The 18,996-nt window shown below is 64.0% G+C and carries 17 protein-coding genes; 13 read left to right on the top strand and 4 right to left on the bottom strand.

Going from position 1 to position 18,996, the window contains the following annotated elements; genetic code table 11:
* The first annotated feature begins 75 nt into the window (after nucleotides 1-75).
* A complete protein-coding gene (locus tag ACQ4WS_RS16520; protein ID WP_436477984.1) occupies nucleotides 76-2,955 on the top strand; it encodes a bifunctional diguanylate cyclase/phosphodiesterase in 2,880 nt (959 codons plus the stop codon).
* 134 nt (nucleotides 2,956-3,089) lie between these two features.
* On the opposite strand, the gene ACQ4WS_RS16525 is transcribed toward ACQ4WS_RS16520, so the two are convergent.
* From ACQ4WS_RS16525 to ACQ4WS_RS16535, 3 genes are all read right to left on the bottom strand, one after another.
* Nucleotides 3,090-3,971 carry a LysR substrate-binding domain-containing protein gene (locus ACQ4WS_RS16525; RefSeq protein ID WP_436477986.1) on the bottom strand — a complete coding sequence of 294 codons (882 nt, stop codon included), beginning with the start codon at nucleotides 3,969-3,971 and terminating at the stop codon, nucleotides 3,090-3,092.
* 81 nt (nucleotides 3,972-4,052) lie between these two features.
* Nucleotides 4,053-4,670 carry a PAQR family membrane homeostasis protein TrhA gene (gene trhA / locus ACQ4WS_RS16530; protein WP_436477988.1) on the bottom strand — a complete coding sequence of 206 codons (618 nt, stop codon included), beginning with the start codon at nucleotides 4,668-4,670 and terminating at the stop codon, nucleotides 4,053-4,055.
* Between the two features lie 86 nt (nucleotides 4,671-4,756).
* Complete coding sequence (locus tag ACQ4WS_RS16535; RefSeq protein ID WP_436477990.1) at nucleotides 4,757-6,241, bottom strand: NYN domain-containing protein; 1,485 nt, start codon at nucleotides 6,239-6,241, stop codon at nucleotides 4,757-4,759.
* Nucleotides 6,242-6,631: 390 nt separating this feature from the next.
* Here ACQ4WS_RS16535 and ACQ4WS_RS16540 point away from each other — a divergent pair, with 390 nt between their 5' ends.
* Nucleotides 6,632-7,003: a flagellar basal body protein gene (locus ACQ4WS_RS16540; RefSeq protein ID WP_436477992.1), complete on the top strand. Its 372-nt coding sequence runs from the start codon at nucleotides 6,632-6,634 to the stop codon at nucleotides 7,001-7,003.
* 14 nt (nucleotides 7,004-7,017) lie between these two features.
* Here ACQ4WS_RS16540 and ACQ4WS_RS16545 read toward each other — a convergent pair whose 3' ends face one another.
* On the bottom strand, nucleotides 7,018-7,614 hold the full coding sequence (locus ACQ4WS_RS16545) for a TetR/AcrR family transcriptional regulator (RefSeq protein ID WP_436477994.1): 597 nt from the start codon (nucleotides 7,612-7,614) through the stop codon (nucleotides 7,018-7,020).
* A 140-nt stretch (nucleotides 7,615-7,754) separates the two neighbouring features.
* Between ACQ4WS_RS16545 and ACQ4WS_RS16550 the strand changes: the two genes are divergently transcribed.
* From ACQ4WS_RS16550 to ACQ4WS_RS16600, 11 genes are all read left to right on the top strand, one after another.
* Nucleotides 7,755-8,816 carry a sugar phosphate isomerase/epimerase family protein gene (locus ACQ4WS_RS16550; RefSeq protein ID WP_436477996.1) on the top strand — a complete coding sequence of 354 codons (1,062 nt, stop codon included), beginning with the start codon at nucleotides 7,755-7,757 and terminating at the stop codon, nucleotides 8,814-8,816.
* 13 nt (nucleotides 8,817-8,829) lie between these two features.
* Complete coding sequence (locus ACQ4WS_RS16555; RefSeq protein ID WP_436477998.1) at nucleotides 8,830-9,684, top strand: alpha/beta fold hydrolase; 855 nt, start codon at nucleotides 8,830-8,832, stop codon at nucleotides 9,682-9,684.
* Nucleotides 9,681-10,610, top strand: coding sequence for an alpha/beta hydrolase (locus tag ACQ4WS_RS16560; RefSeq protein ID WP_436478000.1), 930 nt, complete (start codon nucleotides 9,681-9,683; stop codon nucleotides 10,608-10,610). The genes ACQ4WS_RS16555 and ACQ4WS_RS16560 overlap by 4 nt, the downstream gene beginning before the upstream one ends.
* A gap of 234 nt (nucleotides 10,611-10,844) precedes the next feature.
* Entirely contained in the window at nucleotides 10,845-11,669 is an 825-nt protein-coding gene (locus ACQ4WS_RS16565; RefSeq protein ID WP_436478002.1) for an IclR family transcriptional regulator, read from the top strand.
* Nucleotides 11,670-11,708: 39 nt separating this feature from the next.
* Entirely contained in the window at nucleotides 11,709-12,863 is a 1,155-nt protein-coding gene (locus tag ACQ4WS_RS16570) for an acyl-CoA dehydrogenase family protein (RefSeq protein ID WP_436478004.1), read from the top strand.
* Nucleotides 12,864-12,874: 11 nt separating this feature from the next.
* Nucleotides 12,875-14,419 (top strand): class I adenylate-forming enzyme family protein, encoded by a 1,545-nt coding sequence (locus ACQ4WS_RS16575; protein ID WP_436478006.1) that lies wholly within the window; start codon nucleotides 12,875-12,877, stop codon nucleotides 14,417-14,419.
* Between the two features lie 55 nt (nucleotides 14,420-14,474).
* Nucleotides 14,475-15,641: an ABC transporter substrate-binding protein gene (locus ACQ4WS_RS16580; RefSeq protein ID WP_436478008.1), complete on the top strand. Its 1,167-nt coding sequence runs from the start codon at nucleotides 14,475-14,477 to the stop codon at nucleotides 15,639-15,641.
* Nucleotides 15,642-15,748: 107 nt separating this feature from the next.
* The gene (locus ACQ4WS_RS16585; protein WP_436478010.1) at nucleotides 15,749-16,621 is read left to right on the top strand and encodes a branched-chain amino acid ABC transporter permease; all 873 of its coding nucleotides are present in this window, start codon (nucleotides 15,749-15,751) and stop codon (nucleotides 16,619-16,621) included.
* Nucleotides 16,618-17,586, top strand: a complete 969-nt coding sequence (locus tag ACQ4WS_RS16590; protein WP_436478012.1) for a branched-chain amino acid ABC transporter permease — start codon at nucleotides 16,618-16,620, stop codon at nucleotides 17,584-17,586. The genes ACQ4WS_RS16585 and ACQ4WS_RS16590 overlap by 4 nt, the downstream gene beginning before the upstream one ends.
* Complete coding sequence (locus ACQ4WS_RS16595; RefSeq protein WP_436478014.1) at nucleotides 17,579-18,292, top strand: ABC transporter ATP-binding protein; 714 nt, start codon at nucleotides 17,579-17,581, stop codon at nucleotides 18,290-18,292. Before ACQ4WS_RS16590 ends, ACQ4WS_RS16595 begins: the two co-directional genes overlap by 8 nt.
* Nucleotides 18,285-18,986 carry an ABC transporter ATP-binding protein gene (locus tag ACQ4WS_RS16600; protein WP_436478016.1) on the top strand — a complete coding sequence of 234 codons (702 nt, stop codon included), beginning with the start codon at nucleotides 18,285-18,287 and terminating at the stop codon, nucleotides 18,984-18,986. The genes ACQ4WS_RS16595 and ACQ4WS_RS16600 overlap by 8 nt, the downstream gene beginning before the upstream one ends.
* The last annotated feature ends 10 nt before the right edge of the window (nucleotides 18,987-18,996 follow it).

Raw genomic sequence — 18,996 nt, forward strand, 5'->3', positions numbered from 1 at the left:
TGACAAACTACGGCCTGCGTGGGGGCGGCAGGCGCCGCCGAACCCATGTGTCCATGAAGTGAGATAGGAAAAACCATGCTGCGTGGCCGCCTGCCATTGTCGATTTCCGCTGCGGCCGCGCTGACTTTTGCCTGCGGCGTCAGCGTGACGGCCGTGCTGTTTGCCGCCATCAGCCAGCTCGAATACGACAAGATGAGCCTGAGCCTGCAGCAGCGCGCCGGCGCCAGGGTGGCAGCCATCAAGCAGGGGCTGGACGACGCAGTCGAGGTGCTGACCACGACGAACCAGCTGTTTGCCGCAGTCGTACCCGTCACACGGGAACAGTTCCACGACTTCACCACGCCGCTGCTGCAGCGCCATCCGTTCATCCAGGCCTTCAATTTCCACCGTATCGTGCCGCATGCGCAGCGCGCGGCGTTCGAGGCCGAGCTGCGGCGCATCGTGCCCGACTACGCCATGATGGAAATGCGCGATGGCGTCGTCGTGCCCGCCACAACGCGCGCCAGCTACCTGGTGGTGGACTACCTCGTACCCTTGCAGGGCAACCGCCCCGCCTTCGGCTTGAACGTCACTCCGAGCGGCATGCTGGCGCGCGCGCTGGAACAATCGATCATGAGCGGCCAGACCACCGCCACCGGCCTGCTGGCCCTGGCGCAGGGACCGCAGCAAGGCTTCGTCATCGTGCGCCCCGTGTACCGCCACGGCGTGCCCCTGCAAACGGTACAGCAGCGGCGCGCGGCGCTGATCGGCGATACGGCGGTCATCGTGCGCGCGGGAGAACTGGTGCAGAAAATCCTCGCCGGCGCCGACCTGCTGGGCGACTCGCAGCTCGAACTGAGCGTCTACGCGGACGCCGGCGCCGACCCGCGCCAACTGGTTTTCCGGCATGGCCAGGCGCCTGCCGATGAAGCGAGCGGCGCCTGGGAATTGCTGCCCCGCTGGCTGCACTTTGCCTACCACAACCAGTATGATGGGGCCTTTACTTCCGCCGGCCGGCCCTGGCACGTGCGCGTGGTGGCCCATCCGCGCCCCTTCCTGTCCGACCATCTGGGCTCCCTGTTTACCCTGATCGCGGGCTTGCTGTTCAGCACATTGACGGCCGCCTTCGTGCAGTCGCTGACGCAGCGTTCGCGCCGCGTGCAACTGCTGGTGGAGCAGCGCACGGCCGACCTCAAACGCAGCAATGAGCTGCTCAGCGCCGACGTGCGGGCGCGCCAGCGCACAGAGCGCGCTCTGCAGGAAAGCGAGAAGCGTTTCCGCCGCCTGCTGGCCCTGTCCTCGGACTGGTACTGGGAACAGGATGCCAACTTCTGCTTCACCCACATCACCAGCGGTTTTACGGACAAGTCGAACATGCCGCTGGAACGCTTCATCGGCATGACGCGCTGGGAAAACAATCCGGAAATGCGCAATTCGCGCTGGGGCAAGCAGCATATCGCCAACCTGGAAGCGCACCTGCCCTTCTCCAATCTCGAATATGCGATGCAGGACCGCGACGGCCAGCTGCGCTGGTTCAGCATCAATGGCGAACCGCTGTTCAACGAGCTGGGCGAATTTCGCGGCTACCGGGGCACGGGTTCGGAAATCACGGAACGCAAGCTGGCCGAGCAGCAAATCCAGCACATCGCCCACCACGACGTGCTGACAGGCTTGCCCAACCGCGCCCTGCTGCGCGACCGCCTGACGCAAGCGATGGCCCTGTCGCGCCGCAAGAACCGCGCATTGTGGGTACTGCTGATCGACCTCGACCGTTTCAAGTTCGTCAATGACAGCCTGGGCCACAAGGCCGGCGACCTGCTGCTGAAAACCATCGCCACGCGATTGCAGGCCAGCCTGCGCGAAAGCGATACGGTGGCGCGCCTGTCGGGCGATGAATTCGTCGCCATCCTGTGCGAACAGGCGGACGAAGTGCTGAGCGGCGCCATCGTGCAGCGCGTGATGGATGCCGTGGCGCAGCCGGTACTCTTAGATGGCAAGGAATTCTTCGTCACCTGCAGCATCGGCGTGGCCGTCTACGACATGTCGCGCTACGACGCGCCCGGCGACGTGACCTTGCATGGCGAGACGCAGAACCTGATCGAGCAGGCCGACATCGCCATGTACTGCGCCAAGAAACAGGGCCGCAACAACATCAAGTTCTACACGACGGCCATGAACCAGGCAACCCTGGAGCGCCTGCGCATCGAGACGGCGCTGCGCAACGCGCTCGAACGCGAGCAGTTCGTGCTGCATTACCAGCCGCAGGTGGACCTGGCCAGCGGGCGCATCGTCGGCGTGGAAGCGCTGTTGCGCTGGCAGCATCCGGAGCTGGGCATGGTGGCGCCGCAGCGCTTCATCGCGCTGGCGGAAGATACGGGCCTGATCGTGCCGATCGGCGCCTGGGTCATGCGCGAAGCATGCGCGCAGGTGAAGCGCTGGCATGTGGCGGGACTCGGCACGCTGCGCCTGGCCGTCAACCTGTCGGCGCGCCAGTTCAACGAGCCGAACCTGGTGGCGTCAATTGCCGAAGTGCTGCTGGAAACGGGCTTGCCGCCCGCCTGCCTGGAACTGGAACTCACGGAAAGCCTGTTCATGCACGACGTGGCGCTGGCCGTCAGCCAGCTGCACGACATGAAGGCCCTGGGGGTGCAGCTGTCGATCGACGACTTCGGCACCGGCTATTCCAGCTTCGCCTACCTGCGCACCTTCCCCATCGACGTGCTGAAGATCGACCGCAGTTTCGTCGGCGACGTGGCGCGCGACGCGGACGATGCGGCCATCGTCGTTTCCATCATCGCCCTGGCGCACAATTTGAAGTTGCGCGTGGTGGCCGAAGGCGTGGAAACGGCGGAGCAGCTCGATTACCTGCGCCGCCATGGCTGCGACGAGGCGCAAGGCTATTACTTCAGCCACCCGCTGCCCGCGCATGAGGTGGAGGCGCTGCTGCGGGCGGAAGAAACGCACGTCATGCACTAGCCGGCGGCGGCACCCTTGCCCCGAGCTCGAGCTCGGCCCAGTCGTCGTCCAGACCCGCTTGCGCCTCTTGACCGTTGCGTGCAGCAGGTCGCCATACTCGCCGCAAGTCGGACACTGCATGCCGGTCTCCATGGCTACAGCTTCTGCTGGAGGAATTCGAGGAAGCAGCTGATGCGCTGCGCCAGCTGCGTATTGCGGTAATACACGGCGTGGATCTGCTGGCGGTAGCCCGTGGAGAACGATTCAAGCACTTTGACCAGGCGGCCGGCGGCGATGTCGTCCTTCGTCATGAAGTCGGACAGGCAGACGATGCCCTGGTCGTGCAGGGCCAGCTGGCGCAGGGTTTCACCGCTGGAGGCGGCCAGCGCGGGCACGATCTGCAGGCTGTTGCCGGCTGCGTGACGCAGCGGCCAGTGATTGCCCAGTTCATATTGGGCAAAGCCCAGCAGTGCATGGCCGGACAGCGCTTCCGGCGTGGCCGGGGTGCCGTGGCGCGCCAGGTAGGCGGGCGTGGCCAGCACGTGCAGGGGGCTGGCGCTGAGGGGGCGCGCATGCAGGGTCGAGTCGACCAGGGCGCCGATGCGGATGGCGATATCGGTGCGGTGCTCGAGCAGGTCGGCAATCTGATCGTTGCTGGTCAGCTCCAGGCGGATGTCCGGGTACAGGGCGCGAAACTCCGCCACGTGGGGCACCACGCAATGCAGCATGAAGGGCGAGGCGGCATCCACGGACAAACGCCCGGCCGGCTTCTGGCGGCGGATGCGGATCGACTCTTCCACGTCTTCCATCGAGGCGAGGATGGCGCGTGCCTTGTCCAGGAATAGCTGCCCCTCTTCCGTCAGCTCCATGCGGCGCGTGGTGCGCGTCAGCAGCGACGTGGCCAGCTTGTCTTCCAGGCGCGACAGGGCGCGGCTGACGCCTGAAGTGGTTTGCCCCAGGTGTACGGCGGCCGCGCTCAGGGTGCCGCTGTCGATGACGGTGACGAAGATTTTCAGGTCGTCCGAGTTAATATCCATTCTTGCCCTTGTTTCACAGATCAGGGCATTATAATGGATTACAGGCAATAGTCAGGGAGGGCGGCCTGACTGCTCGCTACATCAGGCAACGTAGAACAAAATGGCGACAAAATGGCAGCTACTGCCCGCCAGCACGAACAGATGCCAGATGCCGTGACCATGACGCAGCTTGTGGTCGGTGGCATAGAAAGCGATGCCGCCCGTGTAGCACAGGCCGCCCGCCACCAGCCACAGGAAGCCGTTCCACGCGAGCGCCGCCAGCAGCGGCTTGATGCCGATGACGATGAGCCAGCCCATGGCCACGTAAATCACCAGCGACAGGATGCGCGCGCCTTTCGCGTACACATATTCCTGCACGATGCCAAGCAGGGCCAGACCCCAGACCACGCCGAACAGCGACCAGCCCCATGGTCCGCGCAGGGTCACCAGCATGAAGGGGGTGTAGGTTCCCGCGATGAGCAGGTAGATGGCGCAGTGGTCGAGCCGCTGCAGCACGGCCTTGGCCTTGCCGCGCACGCTGTGATACAGGGTGGAAGTGAGGTACAAGGTCAGCAGCATGGCCGCATACACGCTGCAGCTGACGATTTTCCAGGCGTCGCCCGTGCGGGCCGCCACGACGATCAGGATGACGCCGCCGATGGCCGCCAAGGCGGCGCCTACCGTATGGGAAATGCTGTTGAAGCGTTCGCCGTGGTACATGGCTTAAGCCGGGCGTACAGGTACGCAGCAAAATGCCGGGGTCAGACCCGCCGGGTCTGACCCCAGTGCTTGCTTTGGGGTTTCAATCAAGCTTCTTCCGCCTTCTTGCGCGCGGGACGGCGCGCCGGCGTCTTGCGTGGCGCCCTGGCCGGCTTGTCTTCCGCTACCGGAGCGACTTCCACCGGCGCAGGCTCGATGACTTCCACTACAGCCTCAACCGCCTTCTTGGCCGGCTTTTTCGCCGCTGCAGTCTTGCGGGCCGGCGTGCGCGGCTTGGCCTTGGGCTTCGCTTCGGCGACGGCTTCCACCATCACTTCGGCTACAGGTTCAGGCACTGGCATGGCTTCCACCACCGCCACCTCGACGACTTCGGTGCGCGCTTCGCGGCCGCCATCGCCATTCTTGCGGCCACCGCGGCCATTGCGGCGCGAACCGCGCTTGGCGTTGCCCTCTTCCGCCACTACCTCGGCCACCGCTGCAGCTACCTCGTGCTGCACCTCCGGCTGCGGCGCCGGCACATACTGCTCGACGACGACTGCTTCCGTGTCGGCCACCGGCACGAAGGCTTGTGGCGCTTCGCCGCGGCGTTGTTCGTTCTGCTTGCGGCCGCCACGGCCATTGCGGCGCGAATCGCGGCGGCTGCCGCCTTCGCGGCTGTTGCCGTCTTCCGCCGTCGCGCCGGTCTCGCCGTTGCCGCTTGCTTCGCTGGCTGCGTCTGCGTTCACTGGGACAGGTGCCGCCACCAGGCCGCTGCTGCGGTAGACATAGGCGCCCGATTTTTCATCGCGGCCAAATTCCAGCAAGCCGCGCGTCTGCGCTTCTTCCAGCAGGTTGCCGAAGGTGCGGAAACCGTAGTACGACTCGCTGAAATCGGGCTTGCGGCGCTTGATCGCTTCTTTCAGCATCGAGGCCCAGATCTTGCCGCTGTCGCCGCGCTCCGAGACCAGCGCGTCGAAAGTCTCGACGGCCATCTCGATCGCTTCCGTCTTGCGCGACTCGTATTTTTCCTTGCGGCGCACTTCTTCGTCGGGCGAGCGCTTGGCGGCCGCAGCCGGGCTTTCGCGCGCATCGCGCTTGGCGGCCGTGCGGCGGCTTTCGCGCACCAGGTCATCGTAGAAAATGAATTCGTCGCAGTTGGCCACCAGCAGGTCGGAGGTCGACTGCTTGACGCCCACGCCGATCACCTGCTTGGCGTTTTCGCGCAGTTTCGACACCAGTGGCGAAAAGTCGGAGTCGCCGCTGATGATGACGAAGGTGTTCACGTGGGCCTTGGTGTAGCACAGGTCCAGCGCATCGACCACCAGGCGGATGTCGGCCGAATTCTTGCCGGACTGGCGCACGTGGGGAATTTCGATCAGTTCGAAGTTCGCCTCATGCATGGTGCCCTTGAAACTTTTATAACGGTCCCAGTCGCAATATGCCTTCTTGACAACAATACTGCCCTTGAGCAGCAAGCGTTCGAGGATGGGCTTGATATCGAATTTTTCGTAATTTGCATCTCGCACGCCGAGCGCGACGTTCTCGAAGTCGCAAAACACGGCCATGCTGAGGTTTTCTGGGGATGACGCCATAAGGGTGAATTCTCGCTGATGATAAGGGCGGACGGGAAGCGCAACGCCTCCCTTTTCGCCTAGTATATTCGCCCATCCCCCGTTTCGGCGACAACTATCGTGCGCGGCAGCCTATTGCGCGCCACCAGCGGCGCTCGCACTGGCGCCGGCGACCGGCCAAACGACGCTTTCATCGACCGAATACAACTGGAATAAGGCAAACCAGGTGGAAAATCGCAGACTCCGTCGATGACGTCGCTGCCTGTCCAGACAGCGAGTAGCACAGAACAATATTAAAACTACGTGACGCACATATTTTTGTGGCCACCAGCTGCGAAAAAATTGTTGCCTTGCACCAACACACTTTTCCCACTGACAGGAGTAAACTGGATGCCTTCTGAAGGAGTTGCCATGTCCATAGCCGCCCTCACCACCGGTACCTCGGGGCTGACCGCCAACCAGCGCGCGCTGGATGTGGCCGCCAACAATATCGCCAATGCAAGTACGCCGGGCTTCCAGCCGCAGAAAGCCGAGTTCCAGGAAGCCAGTCCGGCCGGCACGGGCGTCACCCTCTCCGTCGAAGGACGCAAGCTGGCCGCCAGCGAAAGCGTCAGCGGCGCCAATGCGAATGCGGCCAAGGCGGCCGAAAGCCGGCCGAACGGCGTGGGCCTGGCATCAGAACTGACGGATAACCTCGTCTACAAGGCCGGCTTCAACCTGTTGGCCAATGTCGTCAAGGCAGCCGACCAGGCTTTGGGCAGCCTGATCGATGTCAAGACCTGAAGCCCTGAGACTATCTACACCATAGCCAGCGCCAGCGGCGCCATCGCCGGCGTAATCAGCGCCAGCAGCCGTTCTGCGGGAATGCCATCGCGCGCCTGCACCGACAGGCCATGCAGCAAGGCCGCATAGTAGTCTCCCAGCGCCTGCACGTCCGCCTCCCCTTTCAATTCCCCCGCCAATTGCGCCGCGCGCAGGCGCTCGATGACGGCTTGCGCGCGCGCGCGGCGGTGCTGCGCCAGCCAGTCGGCGATGCCCGCGTTGTCCGCGCTGGTGTTGGTGGCGGCCGTTACCACCATGCAGCCTTGCGGCTGGCCGCTGCGTGTGTACAGCAGCACGGCTTCTTCCAGCATGCGCACCACCGCCTCGCGCACATTCAGGCTCGCGGCCAAGGCATGCACGGCAAACGCGCCCTCACCCGTTTCATACAATTCCACGGCTTCGCGGAACAACTGCTCCTTCGAGCCGAACGCCGCATAAATGCGCGCCGAGGCGATGCCCAGCGCCGCCACCAGGTCGGCCATCGACACGCCCTCGTAGCCGCGCGTCCAGAAGGCGTCGCGCGCTTTTTCCAGCGCCAGCGCGCGGTCGAATTCCCTCGGTCTTCCCGCCATTTTCATCCTCTGCTTACGAACTGGCGGCCAGTATAACGCCTGGCACGCAACCCGCCTTCACGATTTATTTTGCATCGACGCCTTGACCAGGCCAACAATTTCACCTATTCTTTGTCAATCGACAAACAATAGGAGCCGATATGAAAACCGTCCAAGGACCCAGCCTGCACCTGGCCCAATTCGCCGCCGACACGGCGCCCTTCAACACCCTGCCCGCCATCGCCGAGTGGGCGGCCGGCATGGGCTTCAAGGCTTTGCAGATTCCCGCCTGGGATGCGCGTCTGTTCGACGTGGCGCAAGCCGCCCACAGCCAGCAATACTGCGATGAACTGATCGCCATGCTGGCCGGCCATGGCCTGGTCATCAGCGAACTGACGACGCACATCTTCGGCCAGCTGGTGGCCGTGCATCCCGCCTACGACGCGCTGTGCGACAGCTTCGCGCCGGAACACCTGCATGGCCAGCCGGCAGCACGCACGGCATGGGCCATCGAGCAGGTCAAGCTGGCGGCCATGGCCTCGAAACGCCTGGGCCTGACGGAAATGGGCACGTTTTCCGGCTCGTTTGCCTGGCCATATTTGTTCCCGTTCCCGCAACGCCCGCCCGGCCTGATCGAAACGGCTTTCGACGAACTGGCGCGCCGCTGGCTGCCCATCCTCGACGTGTGCGAGGAACAGGGCGTCAACCTGTGCTACGAAATCCACCCCAGCGAAGACCTGCATGACGGCATCAGCTTCGAGATGTTTTACGAGCGAGTGGGACGCCACCCCCGCTGCAAGATGCTGTTCGATCCCAGCCACTTCGTGCTGCAGCAACTGAACTACCTGGAATTCATCGATATCTACAAGGAGCACATCCGCATGTTCCATGTGAAGGATGCGGAATTCAATCCGACGGGACGGCAAGGCATTTACGGCGGCTATCAGTCATGGGAAAACCGCGCCGGGCGTTTCCGTTCGCTGGGCGACGGCCAGGTCGACTTCAAGGCGATTTTCTCGAAGATGGCGCAGAACGATTACGCGGGCTGGGCCACCCTGGAATGGGAATGCTGCCTGAAGGATCAGGAAGTGGGCGCGCGCGAAGGCGTGGCCTTCATCAACGCCCACATCATTGCCGTAACGAGCAAGATCTTCGACGACTTCGCCGGCGCCCCCGTCAGCGCGCAGCAAATCCAGCAATTGCTGGGCATCGAGCACAACTAAACAAGGAAACCCCATGAACGAATTTACACATGACTACGTCCGCATCGACGGCCAGCGCCTGCATTGCGTGATTGCCGGCGAAGGAAAACCCGTGCTGCTGATCCCCGGCTGGCCGCAAACCTGGTATGCCTGGCGCCACGTGATGGCAGCCCTGGCCGCCAACGGCTACCAGGCCATCGCCATCGACCCGCCCGGCAGCGGCCACTCGGACCGCCCGGCCGGCGGCTACGACACGGGCGCCGTGGCGGCCACCCTGCACCGCGCCATGCTGGCCCTCGGCCATGCGCAGTACGATGTCGTCGGCCACGACATCGGCATGTGGGTCGGCTATGCGCTGGCCAGCGATTTCCCGCAAGCCGTGACGAAACTGGCGCTGACGGAAGCCGTGATCCCCGGCCTGGCGCCCGCGCCGCCGATTTTTGTCGCGCCGTCCGACAACATCTTCCTGTGGCACTTCATGTTCAACCAGGTGCTGGACTTGCCGGAAATGCTCACGGCGGGCAAGGAGCGCGAATACATCCGCTTCATTTTCGACCGCTGGTCGTACCGCCGCGACAAGGTGGCCGTCGACGTGTATGCGGACGCCTACGCCACGCCGGGCGCCCTGCGCGCCGGTTTCGCCTACTACCGCGCCATTCCCGAAACCATCCGCCAAAACCTCGAGCGGGCGAAAAAGAGCCTGGCCATGCCCGTGCTGGCCATCGGCGCCGACCATGCGACAAATGACGCGCCCCTGCTGACCATGCAGGGCAAGGCGGTTCATTTACAAGGCGCTATCGTCGCCGAGTGCGGTCACTTCATCATGGAAGAACAGCCGCAAGCGTTCATCGCCCAGTTGCTGCCCTTCCTGGACGGAGAGCTGGCATGAGCCTTGATCCGCTGATTGCCGCCTGGCTGGAACAGACCAGGGATGCGCCGCCGCCCGCCTCGCTGGCAGACTTGCGCGCGGCCACGGAAACGGGCTTGCGCCAGCTGCACGGGCCATTGGAAGATGTCGCGTCGATCAGGGATTACGTGCTGCCCGGTGAACATGCATTGACTGTGCGCGCCTATGTGCCGGCCGGCGCGGATACGGGCCAGCCCTTGCCTGCCATCGTCTTTGCGCATGGGGGAGGATGGTGTCTGTGCTCGCTGGACCTGTACGACAATCCTTGCCGCGCGCTGGCCAACGCCACCGGCTGCGTGATTTTTTCCGTCGATTACCGGCTGGCGCCCGAGCACAAGTTCCCCGTGCCGCCAGCCGACTTTTACCGGGCGCTGTGCTGGGTGGCGGACCATGCAGAGGCGCTGGGCATCGATGCAAAACGACTGGCCGTGGGCGGCGACAGCGCGGGCGGCAACCTCGCCGCCGCAGCGGCACTGATGGCGCGCGACCAGGCCGGCCCCGCGCTGGCGCACCAGCTGCTGCTGTACCCGGCGCTCGATTTTTCCTTCGACACGCAGTCCTACCAGCGCTATGCGAAGGGCCATTCGCTGACCCGGGAAGCCATGCGCTTTTGCTGGTCGGCGTACCTGAACAAGCCGGCCGACGGCGCGCAAGCTTACGCCGCGCCCCTGCGAGCAGCGTCGCTGAAATACTTGCCGCCGGCGACCGTGCTGGTGTGCGAATTCGATCCGTTGCATGACGAGGGCGCGGCGTATGCGCTGCGCCTGCGCGACGACGGCGTGGCAGCCGAGTGCGTGCAGCTCGACGGCATGATCCATGCGTCCATACACATGCTGGGCTTGACGCCAGCTGCGCGGCGATTGTTTGACGTGGCGGGCCAGGCCATGCGAACAGCGCTGGGAAGGTAAGCAATCCGCCGCCGCGGATACGTCCACGGCGGCCATCATCTAACAGCGCAATATACAGACGTATATGGCAATGCTCGGACCACAAGAGTCCAAGCCCATGCGCAGGTCAATTTTGCCGACTATTTTCATGCACCGCAGCATTTCGCTGTGCGAACGAATGTTTCATAAAACGGTTGACACGCAGAATTTGGCTAGGCAAACTGATTTCCAGGGAGCCTGAAAATGAATGCAAATATGACAAATATTCAGACCGCAGCAGATCCGGAACTCATCGCCTTCAGCGATGACGAGGAAAGCAAGGACCGCCAGTTCGTCAACGCGCTGGCGCGCGGGCTGGAAGTGCTGCGCTGCTTTCGCCCCGGCGAAGTCTATCTGTCGAACGCGGAGATGGCCAAGCGCACGGGCATCCCGAAACCAACGATTTCGCGCCTTAGCTACACCCTCACTAAACTCGGCTACCTCAATTATTCGGACAGCCTGGGCAAGTACCAGCTGGGCGCCGGCGTGCTGGCCCTCGGCTACCGCATGCTGTCGAACCTCGACGTGCGCAAGATGGCGCGTCCGCTGATGGAAGAACTGGCAGAACACGCGCAAGCCTCCGTGTCGCTGGGCACGCGCGACCGTCTCAGCATGGTCTACGTGGAAACCTGCCGCAGCAGCGCCAACGTCACCCTGCGTCTCGACGTCGGTTCGCGCATCCCCCTGATGACGACGGCCATGGGCAAGGCGCTGCTGTGCATCCTGCCGCAGGCCGAGCGCGACTACCTGATGGACCACGCCAGGGCGCATGAGACGGAGCGCTGGCCGCGCATCAAGGCCGGCATCGAACAAGGCTTCAAGGATTACCAGGACCGGGGCTTTTGCATCTCGGCCGGCGAGTGGCAGAACGACGTGCATGCCGTGGGTGTGCCCTTGCAGGGCTTTGACGGCGAACAGGTGATGGCCTTCAATTGCGGCGGCCCCGCCTTTTTGCTGTCGCGCGAAAAACTCGAAGGTGACCTGGGACCGCGCCTGGCAACCCTGGTCAGGACAGTGGAAAAAAACCTGGGCCGCGGTTAGACTGCGCGCCCTCTCTCAATATCGCCTCCGAGGACCCCGATGATACGCGACGAAGAAACCCTGAACATCCTGCTCGACAGCATCGCCCGTTTCGTGCGCGAAGTGCTGGTGCCGAACGAGGCGCTGGTGGCCGAAACGGATACGATCCCGCCCGCCATCGTGGCGCAGATGCGTGAACTTGGCCTGTTCGGCCTGTCCATCCCGGAAGCCTACGGCGGCCTGGAACTGAGCATGGAAGAGGAAGTGCGCGTGGCCTTTGAAATCGCCCGCACCTCGCCCGCCTTCCGCTCGCTGATCGGCACGAACAACGGCATCGGCTCGCAAGGCATCGTTATCGACGGCACGGAAGCGCAAAAACGGCATTACCTGCCGAAACTGGCGGCCGGCGAAATCATCGGCTCATTCGCCCTGACGGAAGCGGGATCGGGCTCCGATGCGGCATCCCTGCGCACCACCGCCGTGCGCGACGGCGACTTTTATATCCTCAACGGCAGCAAGCGCTATATCACCAACGCGCCTGAAGCCAGCATTTTTACCGTCATGGCGCGCACGGACCCCGTCAAGCGTGGCGCCTCGGCCATTTCCGCCTTCATCGTGGAAAGGGACACGCCGGGCCTCTCGCTGGGGAAAATCGATAAAAAGATGGGCCAGCAAGGCGCGCATACCTGCGATGTGATCTTTGAAAACTGCCGCGTGCCGGCCGCGAACATCATCGGCGGCAAGGAAGGCGTGGGTTTTAAAACGGCCATGAAGGTGCTCGACAAAGGCCGTTTGCACATCGCCGCCGTCTGCGTGGGCGCGGCCGAACGCATGCTTGCCGACGCGCTGGCGTATGCGATGGAACGCCAGCAGTTCGGCCAGCCCATCGCCGAGTTCCAGCTGATCCAGGCCATGCTGGCCGACAGCAAGGCCGAGATTTACGCTGCGCGCAGCATGGTGCTCGATTGCGCGCGCCGGCGCGACAACAAGGAAGACATCTCGACGGAAGCGTCGTGCTGCAAGCTGTTCGCCTCCGAAATGTGCGGCAGAGTCGCCGACCGCTCCGTGCAAATTCACGGCGGCGCCGGCTACATCAGCGAATACGCGGCCGAGCGCTTCTACCGCGACGTGCGCCTGTTCCGCATTTATGAGGGCACGACGCAGATCCAGCAGATCGTCATCGCCCGCAACATGATCAAGGCAGCGCAAAAGTGAAGGAGGCTGCGATGGATATTCCCGCCTTGCTGGCCGGCTTGCCGGCGCGCCTGTCGGCCATTCCCGCCTACTGGGCCGCGCGCGCGCCGGACGCGCCGGCGCTGCATGAAGCTGGCCGCAGCTGGACCTACGCGCAGTTGCAGCACAGTGTGGAAAATGCAGCGCAGTTGCTGCGCCAGCTGGACGTGCGCGCCGGCGACCGCCTGATGGTGGTGGGAGAGAATGGCGCGCTGCAAGTGGCGCTGATCTTCGCTTGCGCCAGCATCGACGCGTGGATCGTCAACGTCAATGCGCGCCTGTCGGCACGCGAGATCGACACCATCGCCACGCACAGTTCCGCGCGGCGGGTGCTGTTCCTGGCCGGCGCCTCGCCGGAAGCGGCTGCGCATGCTGCGCGTCTGGGCGCGGCCAGTGCCAAGGTCGACGGCATGGGCGAGCTGCTGGCGGGCGACTTGAACGACGCAGCCATCGCGGAAGACACGGTCGCCGGCAACGAACAGGTGGCCGCGCTGATCTACACCACGGGCACCACGGGACAATCGAAGGGCGTCATGCTGACGCACCGCAATCTGCTGTTCATTGCCGCCGTCTCCAGCACCTTGCGGGGCTTGACGCGCAGCGACCGCGCCTACGGCGTGCTGCCGATTTCGCACGTGTACGGCCTGGCCTCCGTTGCCCTGGGCACCCTGTATGCGGGCGCCGCCCTGTACCTGGTGCCGCGCTTTTCCGTCGATGGCCTGCTCGCGGCCCTGAAGGACGACGGCTTGACCATCGTCCAGGGCGTGCCCGCCATGTACGCCAGGCTGCTGCAAACCCTGGGCGGCGCCGATACGCCGCTGCCCACGCGGCTGCGCTTTGCGTATGCGGGCGGCTCGCCATTGGCGCCGTCGCTCAAGCGCGACGTGGAAAAGCTGCTGGGCACCGCGCTGCACAATGGCTACGGCATGACGGAAAGCTCGCCCACCATCAGCCAGACGCGCCTGGAAGCGCCGCGCCGCGACGATTCGGTGGGCACGCCGATACCCGGCGTGGAAGTGCGCGTGGTGGACGTCGACGGCCTTGAGGTGGCGCCGGGCGAGCCGGGAGAATTGTGGATACGCGGGCCGAACATCATGGCCGGCTACTACCAGGAACCCGCCATGACGGCGGCCACCATGCGCGACGGTGGCTGGCTCAATACGGGCGACATGGCGCGCCAGGCCCCTGACGGCGCGCTGTTCATCGTGGGCCGCACCAAGGAACTGATCATCCGCTCCGGCTTCAATGTGTATCCGCTGGAAGTGGAAACGGCGCTGAACGCCCATCCCTCCGTGGTGCAGTCGGCAGTGGTCGGGCGCACCCTGGACGATGGCAACGAGGACGTCATCGCCTATGTGGAGCTGGACCCGCGCCAGCCAGCCAGCGTGGCACAATTGCAGGCCTGGCTGGCGCAAACCCTGTCGCCGTACAAATGCCCATCCGCCATCATCGTCATGGAAGCGCTGCCAGCGGCCGCCACGGGCAAGATTTTAAAAGGGCAGCTGCGGCAAATGGCGCAGAATGCGCCGATAAGTTGACCATGTTGTACCAGACCCGACAATAAAACCAAGCCACATCACCGGAGGAGACACGATGAAACGCACATACACACGCATCGCCATGGCAGCGCTGCTTGCCAGCGCCTGGATGACGCAGGCCAGCGCCGACGAATTCCTGGTCGGCGCGGAAATCCCGCTGACGGGCAACCTGGCCAGGGTCGGCGCCGGCATGCAGGAAGGCATCATGGTCGCCGCCGAGGTCTTCAACAAGACCAACGGCAAGCACACCATCAAGATCATCACCGTCGACGACGAATCGGCGCCCGCCAAGGCCATCGCCGCCGTGGAAAAGCTGGCCAGCCAGGGCGTGGTGGCCATCACGGGCGGCTATGGCTCGAACAATATCTCGCCCGCCTCGGACACGGCAAATAAACTGGGCCTCGTCTACATCACCTCGGGCGGCGTGGACGACAGCCTGGTGACCAGCGGGCGCAAGAATTTTTTCCGCATCAATAACACGGCCGGCTACGAAAAAGCCATGCTGGGACTGCTGCAAGACGTGGGCGCCAAGTCCGTCTCCATCGTGTATTCGACCAAGGACGCCACCACGGGCCTGGCGAAAGACGTGGAAAAGGCCCTGACGTCCAAGGGTGTGAAAGTGACGACGCATTCGTTCGACCCGGCCATTACCGACTTCAAGCCCATCATCAACAAGATCAAGCTGCAGGACAAATCTGAAGTGGTGGCCATGGTCGGCTACGAAAACGATTACGTGGGCATCATCCGCGCCGCCCGCGTGCTCAAACCGAAAATCAAGGCCATGGTGGGCGTGTGGTCGCTGGCCACGCCGAAAATGGCGGCCGACTTCCCCGACCTGATGCCGAACGTGTTCGGCACGGCCCTGCTGCCCTTCCCTACGGAATTCAAGACGGCCGACGGCAAGGCCTTCAGCGACGCCTACAAGCAGCTGTACAAGAAAGAACCGGACTACCTGGGCCAGTTCGGCTACGTGCAGTCGATGCTGCTGTTCGAAGCCATCGCACGCGCGGCCGACAAGGGCACGCTCAAGAAAGGCGGCGTGGCTGAGGAAATGCGCAAGACGGACCGCGAAACCCTGATCGGCCGGGTGCAGTTCGCCGCCAATGGCGACAACCAGAACTTCGTGCACCGCATGGCGCAGCACCAGGACAAAAAAGTGGTGATCGTCTGGCCGAAGGAACACGCGACAGGCAAGCTGGCCTATCCAGCCCTGCCCTGGTAGCAGCAGCCGCCCCCTGCACACGCGCGTGTCCGCTAGGGCGCGCACCGATGAACGGCAGTTCTGGCGCATCTTCGCAATGCGCCAGGGCTGCCTGACGGGATGACGACATGACAGAATTAATCTTGCAAGCCCTGTATTCGGGCTTGCTGCAGGGCGGCTCCTACGCCCTGATCGCACTGGGACTGGCGCTGGTCTTCGGCACCATGAAAGTGATCAACCTGGCGCACGGCGAACTGGTGCTGCTGGCCGCCTACATCGCCTACAGCGTGGAGTCAAGCCTGGGCCTGGGGCCCATGTTCGCCATTCCCCTCGCGCTGGTGATCGTCAGCCTGACGTCGGTCGGCGTCTACCTGATCGTCAGCCGCATCAAGAAAGACCGCGAAATCAATTCGCTGATCCTCACCTATGGTATCGGCGTGATCCTCACCAATTTCATCCTGCTCGTATGGAAGGCCGATATCCGCTCGACGTCATCGAGCTGGCTGCAGGAAGGCATCGAGATCGGTCCGTTTTTCAGCATGCGCAGCGAGGTGATTTTCTTCGGCGTCAGCCTGGTGCTGATGGCGGCCCTATGGCGCTGGCTGGCCACCAGCTGGTATGGCCGCGCCGTGCGCGCCGTCTCCAGCAACCGCGATGCGGCCAAGCTGATGGGCATCGACCCGGGCCGCACGGAACTGGTTTCCTTTTTAGTCGCCGGTATCCTGGCCGCCTTCGCCGGTGTCGCCCTGTTCAGCTATGGCGTGATCCAGCCCGCCTACGGCGGTGCGCTGACGGTGAAAGCCTTCATCATCACGGTATTGGCCGGCATCGGCTCGATCCCCGGCGTGCTGATCGCCGCCGTGCTGCTGGGCGTGGCCGAGGCGCTGACCGTCACCCTGGCCAGCTCCGCGCTGCAGGAATTGTCCGGCATGGTGCTGTTCCTGCTGGTGCTGTTCATCATGCCGAACGGCCTGTTCGGCGCACAACGGAGGCGCGGATGAAGCGCTCGACACTGATTTCAACGGCCGGTTTGCTGCTGGCCGCGTATATCGCCGTGCCGCTGGCCCTGGGCGGCAACCAGTATGTGATGAGCATGGTGGTGGCGGCCCTGATCATCGGCGGCGTGGCCATGTCCTGGGCCCTGCTGGGCAACCTGGGCGGCATGGTCAGCTTCGGCCATGCGGCCTTCTTCGGCGTGGGCGCGTATGTCTCCGCCCTCACTACCGTGAAACTGGGCTTGCCCGTGTTTGCCGCCATGCTGCTGGGCGGCGCGGGCGCTGCCATCGCCGCCGTCATCATGCTGCCCGTGCTGCGCCTGCGCGGGCCGTACTTTGCCCTGGCCATCCTCGCCTACGCCCACATCTTCCGCATCCTGGCCACGGAATGGAGCTCCGTCACGGGCGGCGCCGGCGGCATCAACAATATACCCACCTTGCCCACCGTCCTCGGCTTCGATTTGGCCAGCAAGACGGGCGCCTACCTGGTGGTGCTGACCCTGGTGGTGGCATGCGCCTTCGCCTACAGCCGCATCCGCGCCAGCCACTACGGCATCGCCCTGCGCGCCATGCACGACAGCGAAGACGCCACGCGCGTCGTCGGCGTCAACAGCACCTTGCTGAAAGGCGCCATGCTGCTCGTGTCGGCCTTCATGGCCGGCCTGTTCGGCGCCTTCAACGCCCACTACATCAACTTCCTGGAACCGGACTACGCCTTCAACAGCCTGTGGGTGACCTTGCCCATCGTCGCGGCCATCTTCGGCGGCTACCGCACGATACTCGGTCCCGTGCTGGGCGCCGTGGTGGTCTACCTGGTCGATCAGCTCATTTTCAAATCGCTGATCCCCACGGGCCACCAACTAGTGCTGGGCGTGCTGCTGGTGGCGATGATCATCTTCAGTCCGAACGGCTTGCTGCCGCTGCTGCACAAGCTGCTCAAGGGTAAAGCGAAGGAGAACGCACATGCTTGAACTCGATAATGTCTGCGTGCGCTTCGGCGGCCTGACGGCCGTCGATTCCGTCACGTTAAAAGTGGGCAGCCACGACGTGATCGGCCTGGTGGGCGCGAATGGCGCCGGCAAGACCACCCTGTTCAACGCGATTTCCGGCCTGGTGCGCCCCACCAGCGGCGGCATCCGCTTCGAGGGGCGCGACATCATGGCCACGCCCATGTACCAGCGCGCCCGCCTGGGACTGGGCCGCACCTTCCAGATTCCGCAACCCATGCATGAATTGACGGTGCGCGAAAACCTCGTCGTGGCGCAGCGCTTCGGCACCGGCAAGGTGGACATGCGCAAGATCGATGAAATCCTCGATTTTACGAGCCTGGCGGGCAAGGCCGGGCGCGACGCGGCCAGCGAACTGGCGCTGACAGAACTGAAAGCGCTGGAAGTGGCCAAGGCGCTGGCCACCAACCCGAAACTGCTGCTGCTCGATGAAGTGCTGGCGGGCCTGGAAACGAACGGCAAGCGCCGTTTCATGGGCATGCTGAAGGATTTGCACGCCGCCTTTGGTGTAGGCATCGTCATGATCGAGCACGACATCGAAACCATCAGCAATCTGTGCCAGCGCGTGGCTGTGCTCAATTTTGGCCAGCTGATCGCCGACGGCACGCCGGACGCCGTGTTCCGCGATCCGGCCGTCATCCAGAGCTATACAGGAGCCGAGCATGCTTGAGATAGAAAACCTGCGCGCCGGCTATGGCGCCATCAATGTGCTGTGGGATGTCTCGCTGTCCATCCAGAAGGGCAAGCTGACCACCATCATCGGCCCGAACGGGGCCGGCAAGACCACCCTGCTGCGCGCCATCATGGGTTTGCTGCCCGTGGGCGCGGGCGGCATCGCGCTCGATGGCGTGGCCATCAACGGCACGCCGACGTGGAAGATGAGCGACGCGAGGGTTACCATGATCCCCGAGGGGCGCATGACCTTCCGTGACATGAGCGTGGAAGAAAACCTGATCATGGGCGCGTTTCCGAAGGAGCACCGCAGCCACATGCCGGCGCGCCTGGCCGAAGCCTACGCCATGTTCCCGCGCCTGCAGGAACGCCGCAAGCAGCTGGCTGGCTCACTGTCCGGCGGCGAAGCGCAGATGCTGGCCATGGCGCGGGGCTTGATGTCGGACCCGTCGCTGCTGATCATCGACGAGCCTTCGCTGGGCCTGGCGCCGCTGGTGGTCAACGAGCTGTTCGACATCCTCGCGCGCCTGAACGATGGCCGGCGCACCATCATCCTCGTCGAGCAGAACACGGCGCGCGCCGTGGGCGTGGCCGATCATGTTTACCTGATGCAAAGCGGTAAAGTGGCGCTGTCGCAGGCGGCTTCCGAGGTCGACCTCGAGCACCTGCACGAACTCTATTTTGCGCGCTGAGCAAGATCAG

It is taken from the genome of Janthinobacterium leeuwenhoeki, from assembly GCF_051380795.1.
Classification (GTDB): Bacteria; Pseudomonadota; Gammaproteobacteria; order Burkholderiales; family Burkholderiaceae_D; genus Janthinobacterium.

Coding starts and splice junctions, on each gene's coding strand:
- ACQ4WS_RS16565 (WP_436478002.1), top strand. CDS start 10,845: ATGACAAATATTCAGACCGCAGCAGATCCGGAACTCATCGCCTTCAGC.
- ACQ4WS_RS16560 (WP_436478000.1), top strand. CDS start 9,681: ATGAGCCTTGATCCGCTGATTGCCGCCTGGCTGGAACAGACCAGGGAT.
- ACQ4WS_RS16535 (WP_436477990.1), bottom strand. CDS start 6,241: ATGGCGTCATCCCCAGAAAACCTCAGCATGGCCGTGTTTTGCGACTTC.
- ACQ4WS_RS16555 (WP_436477998.1), top strand. CDS start 8,830: ATGAACGAATTTACACATGACTACGTCCGCATCGACGGCCAGCGCCTG.
- ACQ4WS_RS16570 (WP_436478004.1), top strand. CDS start 11,709: ATGATACGCGACGAAGAAACCCTGAACATCCTGCTCGACAGCATCGCC.
- ACQ4WS_RS16540 (WP_436477992.1), top strand. CDS start 6,632: ATGTCCATAGCCGCCCTCACCACCGGTACCTCGGGGCTGACCGCCAAC.
- ACQ4WS_RS16595 (WP_436478014.1), top strand. CDS start 17,579: ATGCTTGAACTCGATAATGTCTGCGTGCGCTTCGGCGGCCTGACGGCC.
- ACQ4WS_RS16550 (WP_436477996.1), top strand. CDS start 7,755: ATGAAAACCGTCCAAGGACCCAGCCTGCACCTGGCCCAATTCGCCGCC.
- trhA (WP_436477988.1), bottom strand. CDS start 4,670: ATGTACCACGGCGAACGCTTCAACAGCATTTCCCATACGGTAGGCGCC.
- ACQ4WS_RS16585 (WP_436478010.1), top strand. CDS start 15,749: ATGACAGAATTAATCTTGCAAGCCCTGTATTCGGGCTTGCTGCAGGGC.
- ACQ4WS_RS16575 (WP_436478006.1), top strand. CDS start 12,875: ATGGATATTCCCGCCTTGCTGGCCGGCTTGCCGGCGCGCCTGTCGGCC.
- ACQ4WS_RS16545 (WP_436477994.1), bottom strand. CDS start 7,614: ATGGCGGGAAGACCGAGGGAATTCGACCGCGCGCTGGCGCTGGAAAAA.
- ACQ4WS_RS16600 (WP_436478016.1), top strand. CDS start 18,285: ATGCTTGAGATAGAAAACCTGCGCGCCGGCTATGGCGCCATCAATGTG.
- ACQ4WS_RS16525 (WP_436477986.1), bottom strand. CDS start 3,971: ATGGATATTAACTCGGACGACCTGAAAATCTTCGTCACCGTCATCGAC.
- ACQ4WS_RS16590 (WP_436478012.1), top strand. CDS start 16,618: ATGAAGCGCTCGACACTGATTTCAACGGCCGGTTTGCTGCTGGCCGCG.
- ACQ4WS_RS16580 (WP_436478008.1), top strand. CDS start 14,475: ATGAAACGCACATACACACGCATCGCCATGGCAGCGCTGCTTGCCAGC.
- ACQ4WS_RS16520 (WP_436477984.1), top strand. CDS start 76: ATGCTGCGTGGCCGCCTGCCATTGTCGATTTCCGCTGCGGCCGCGCTG.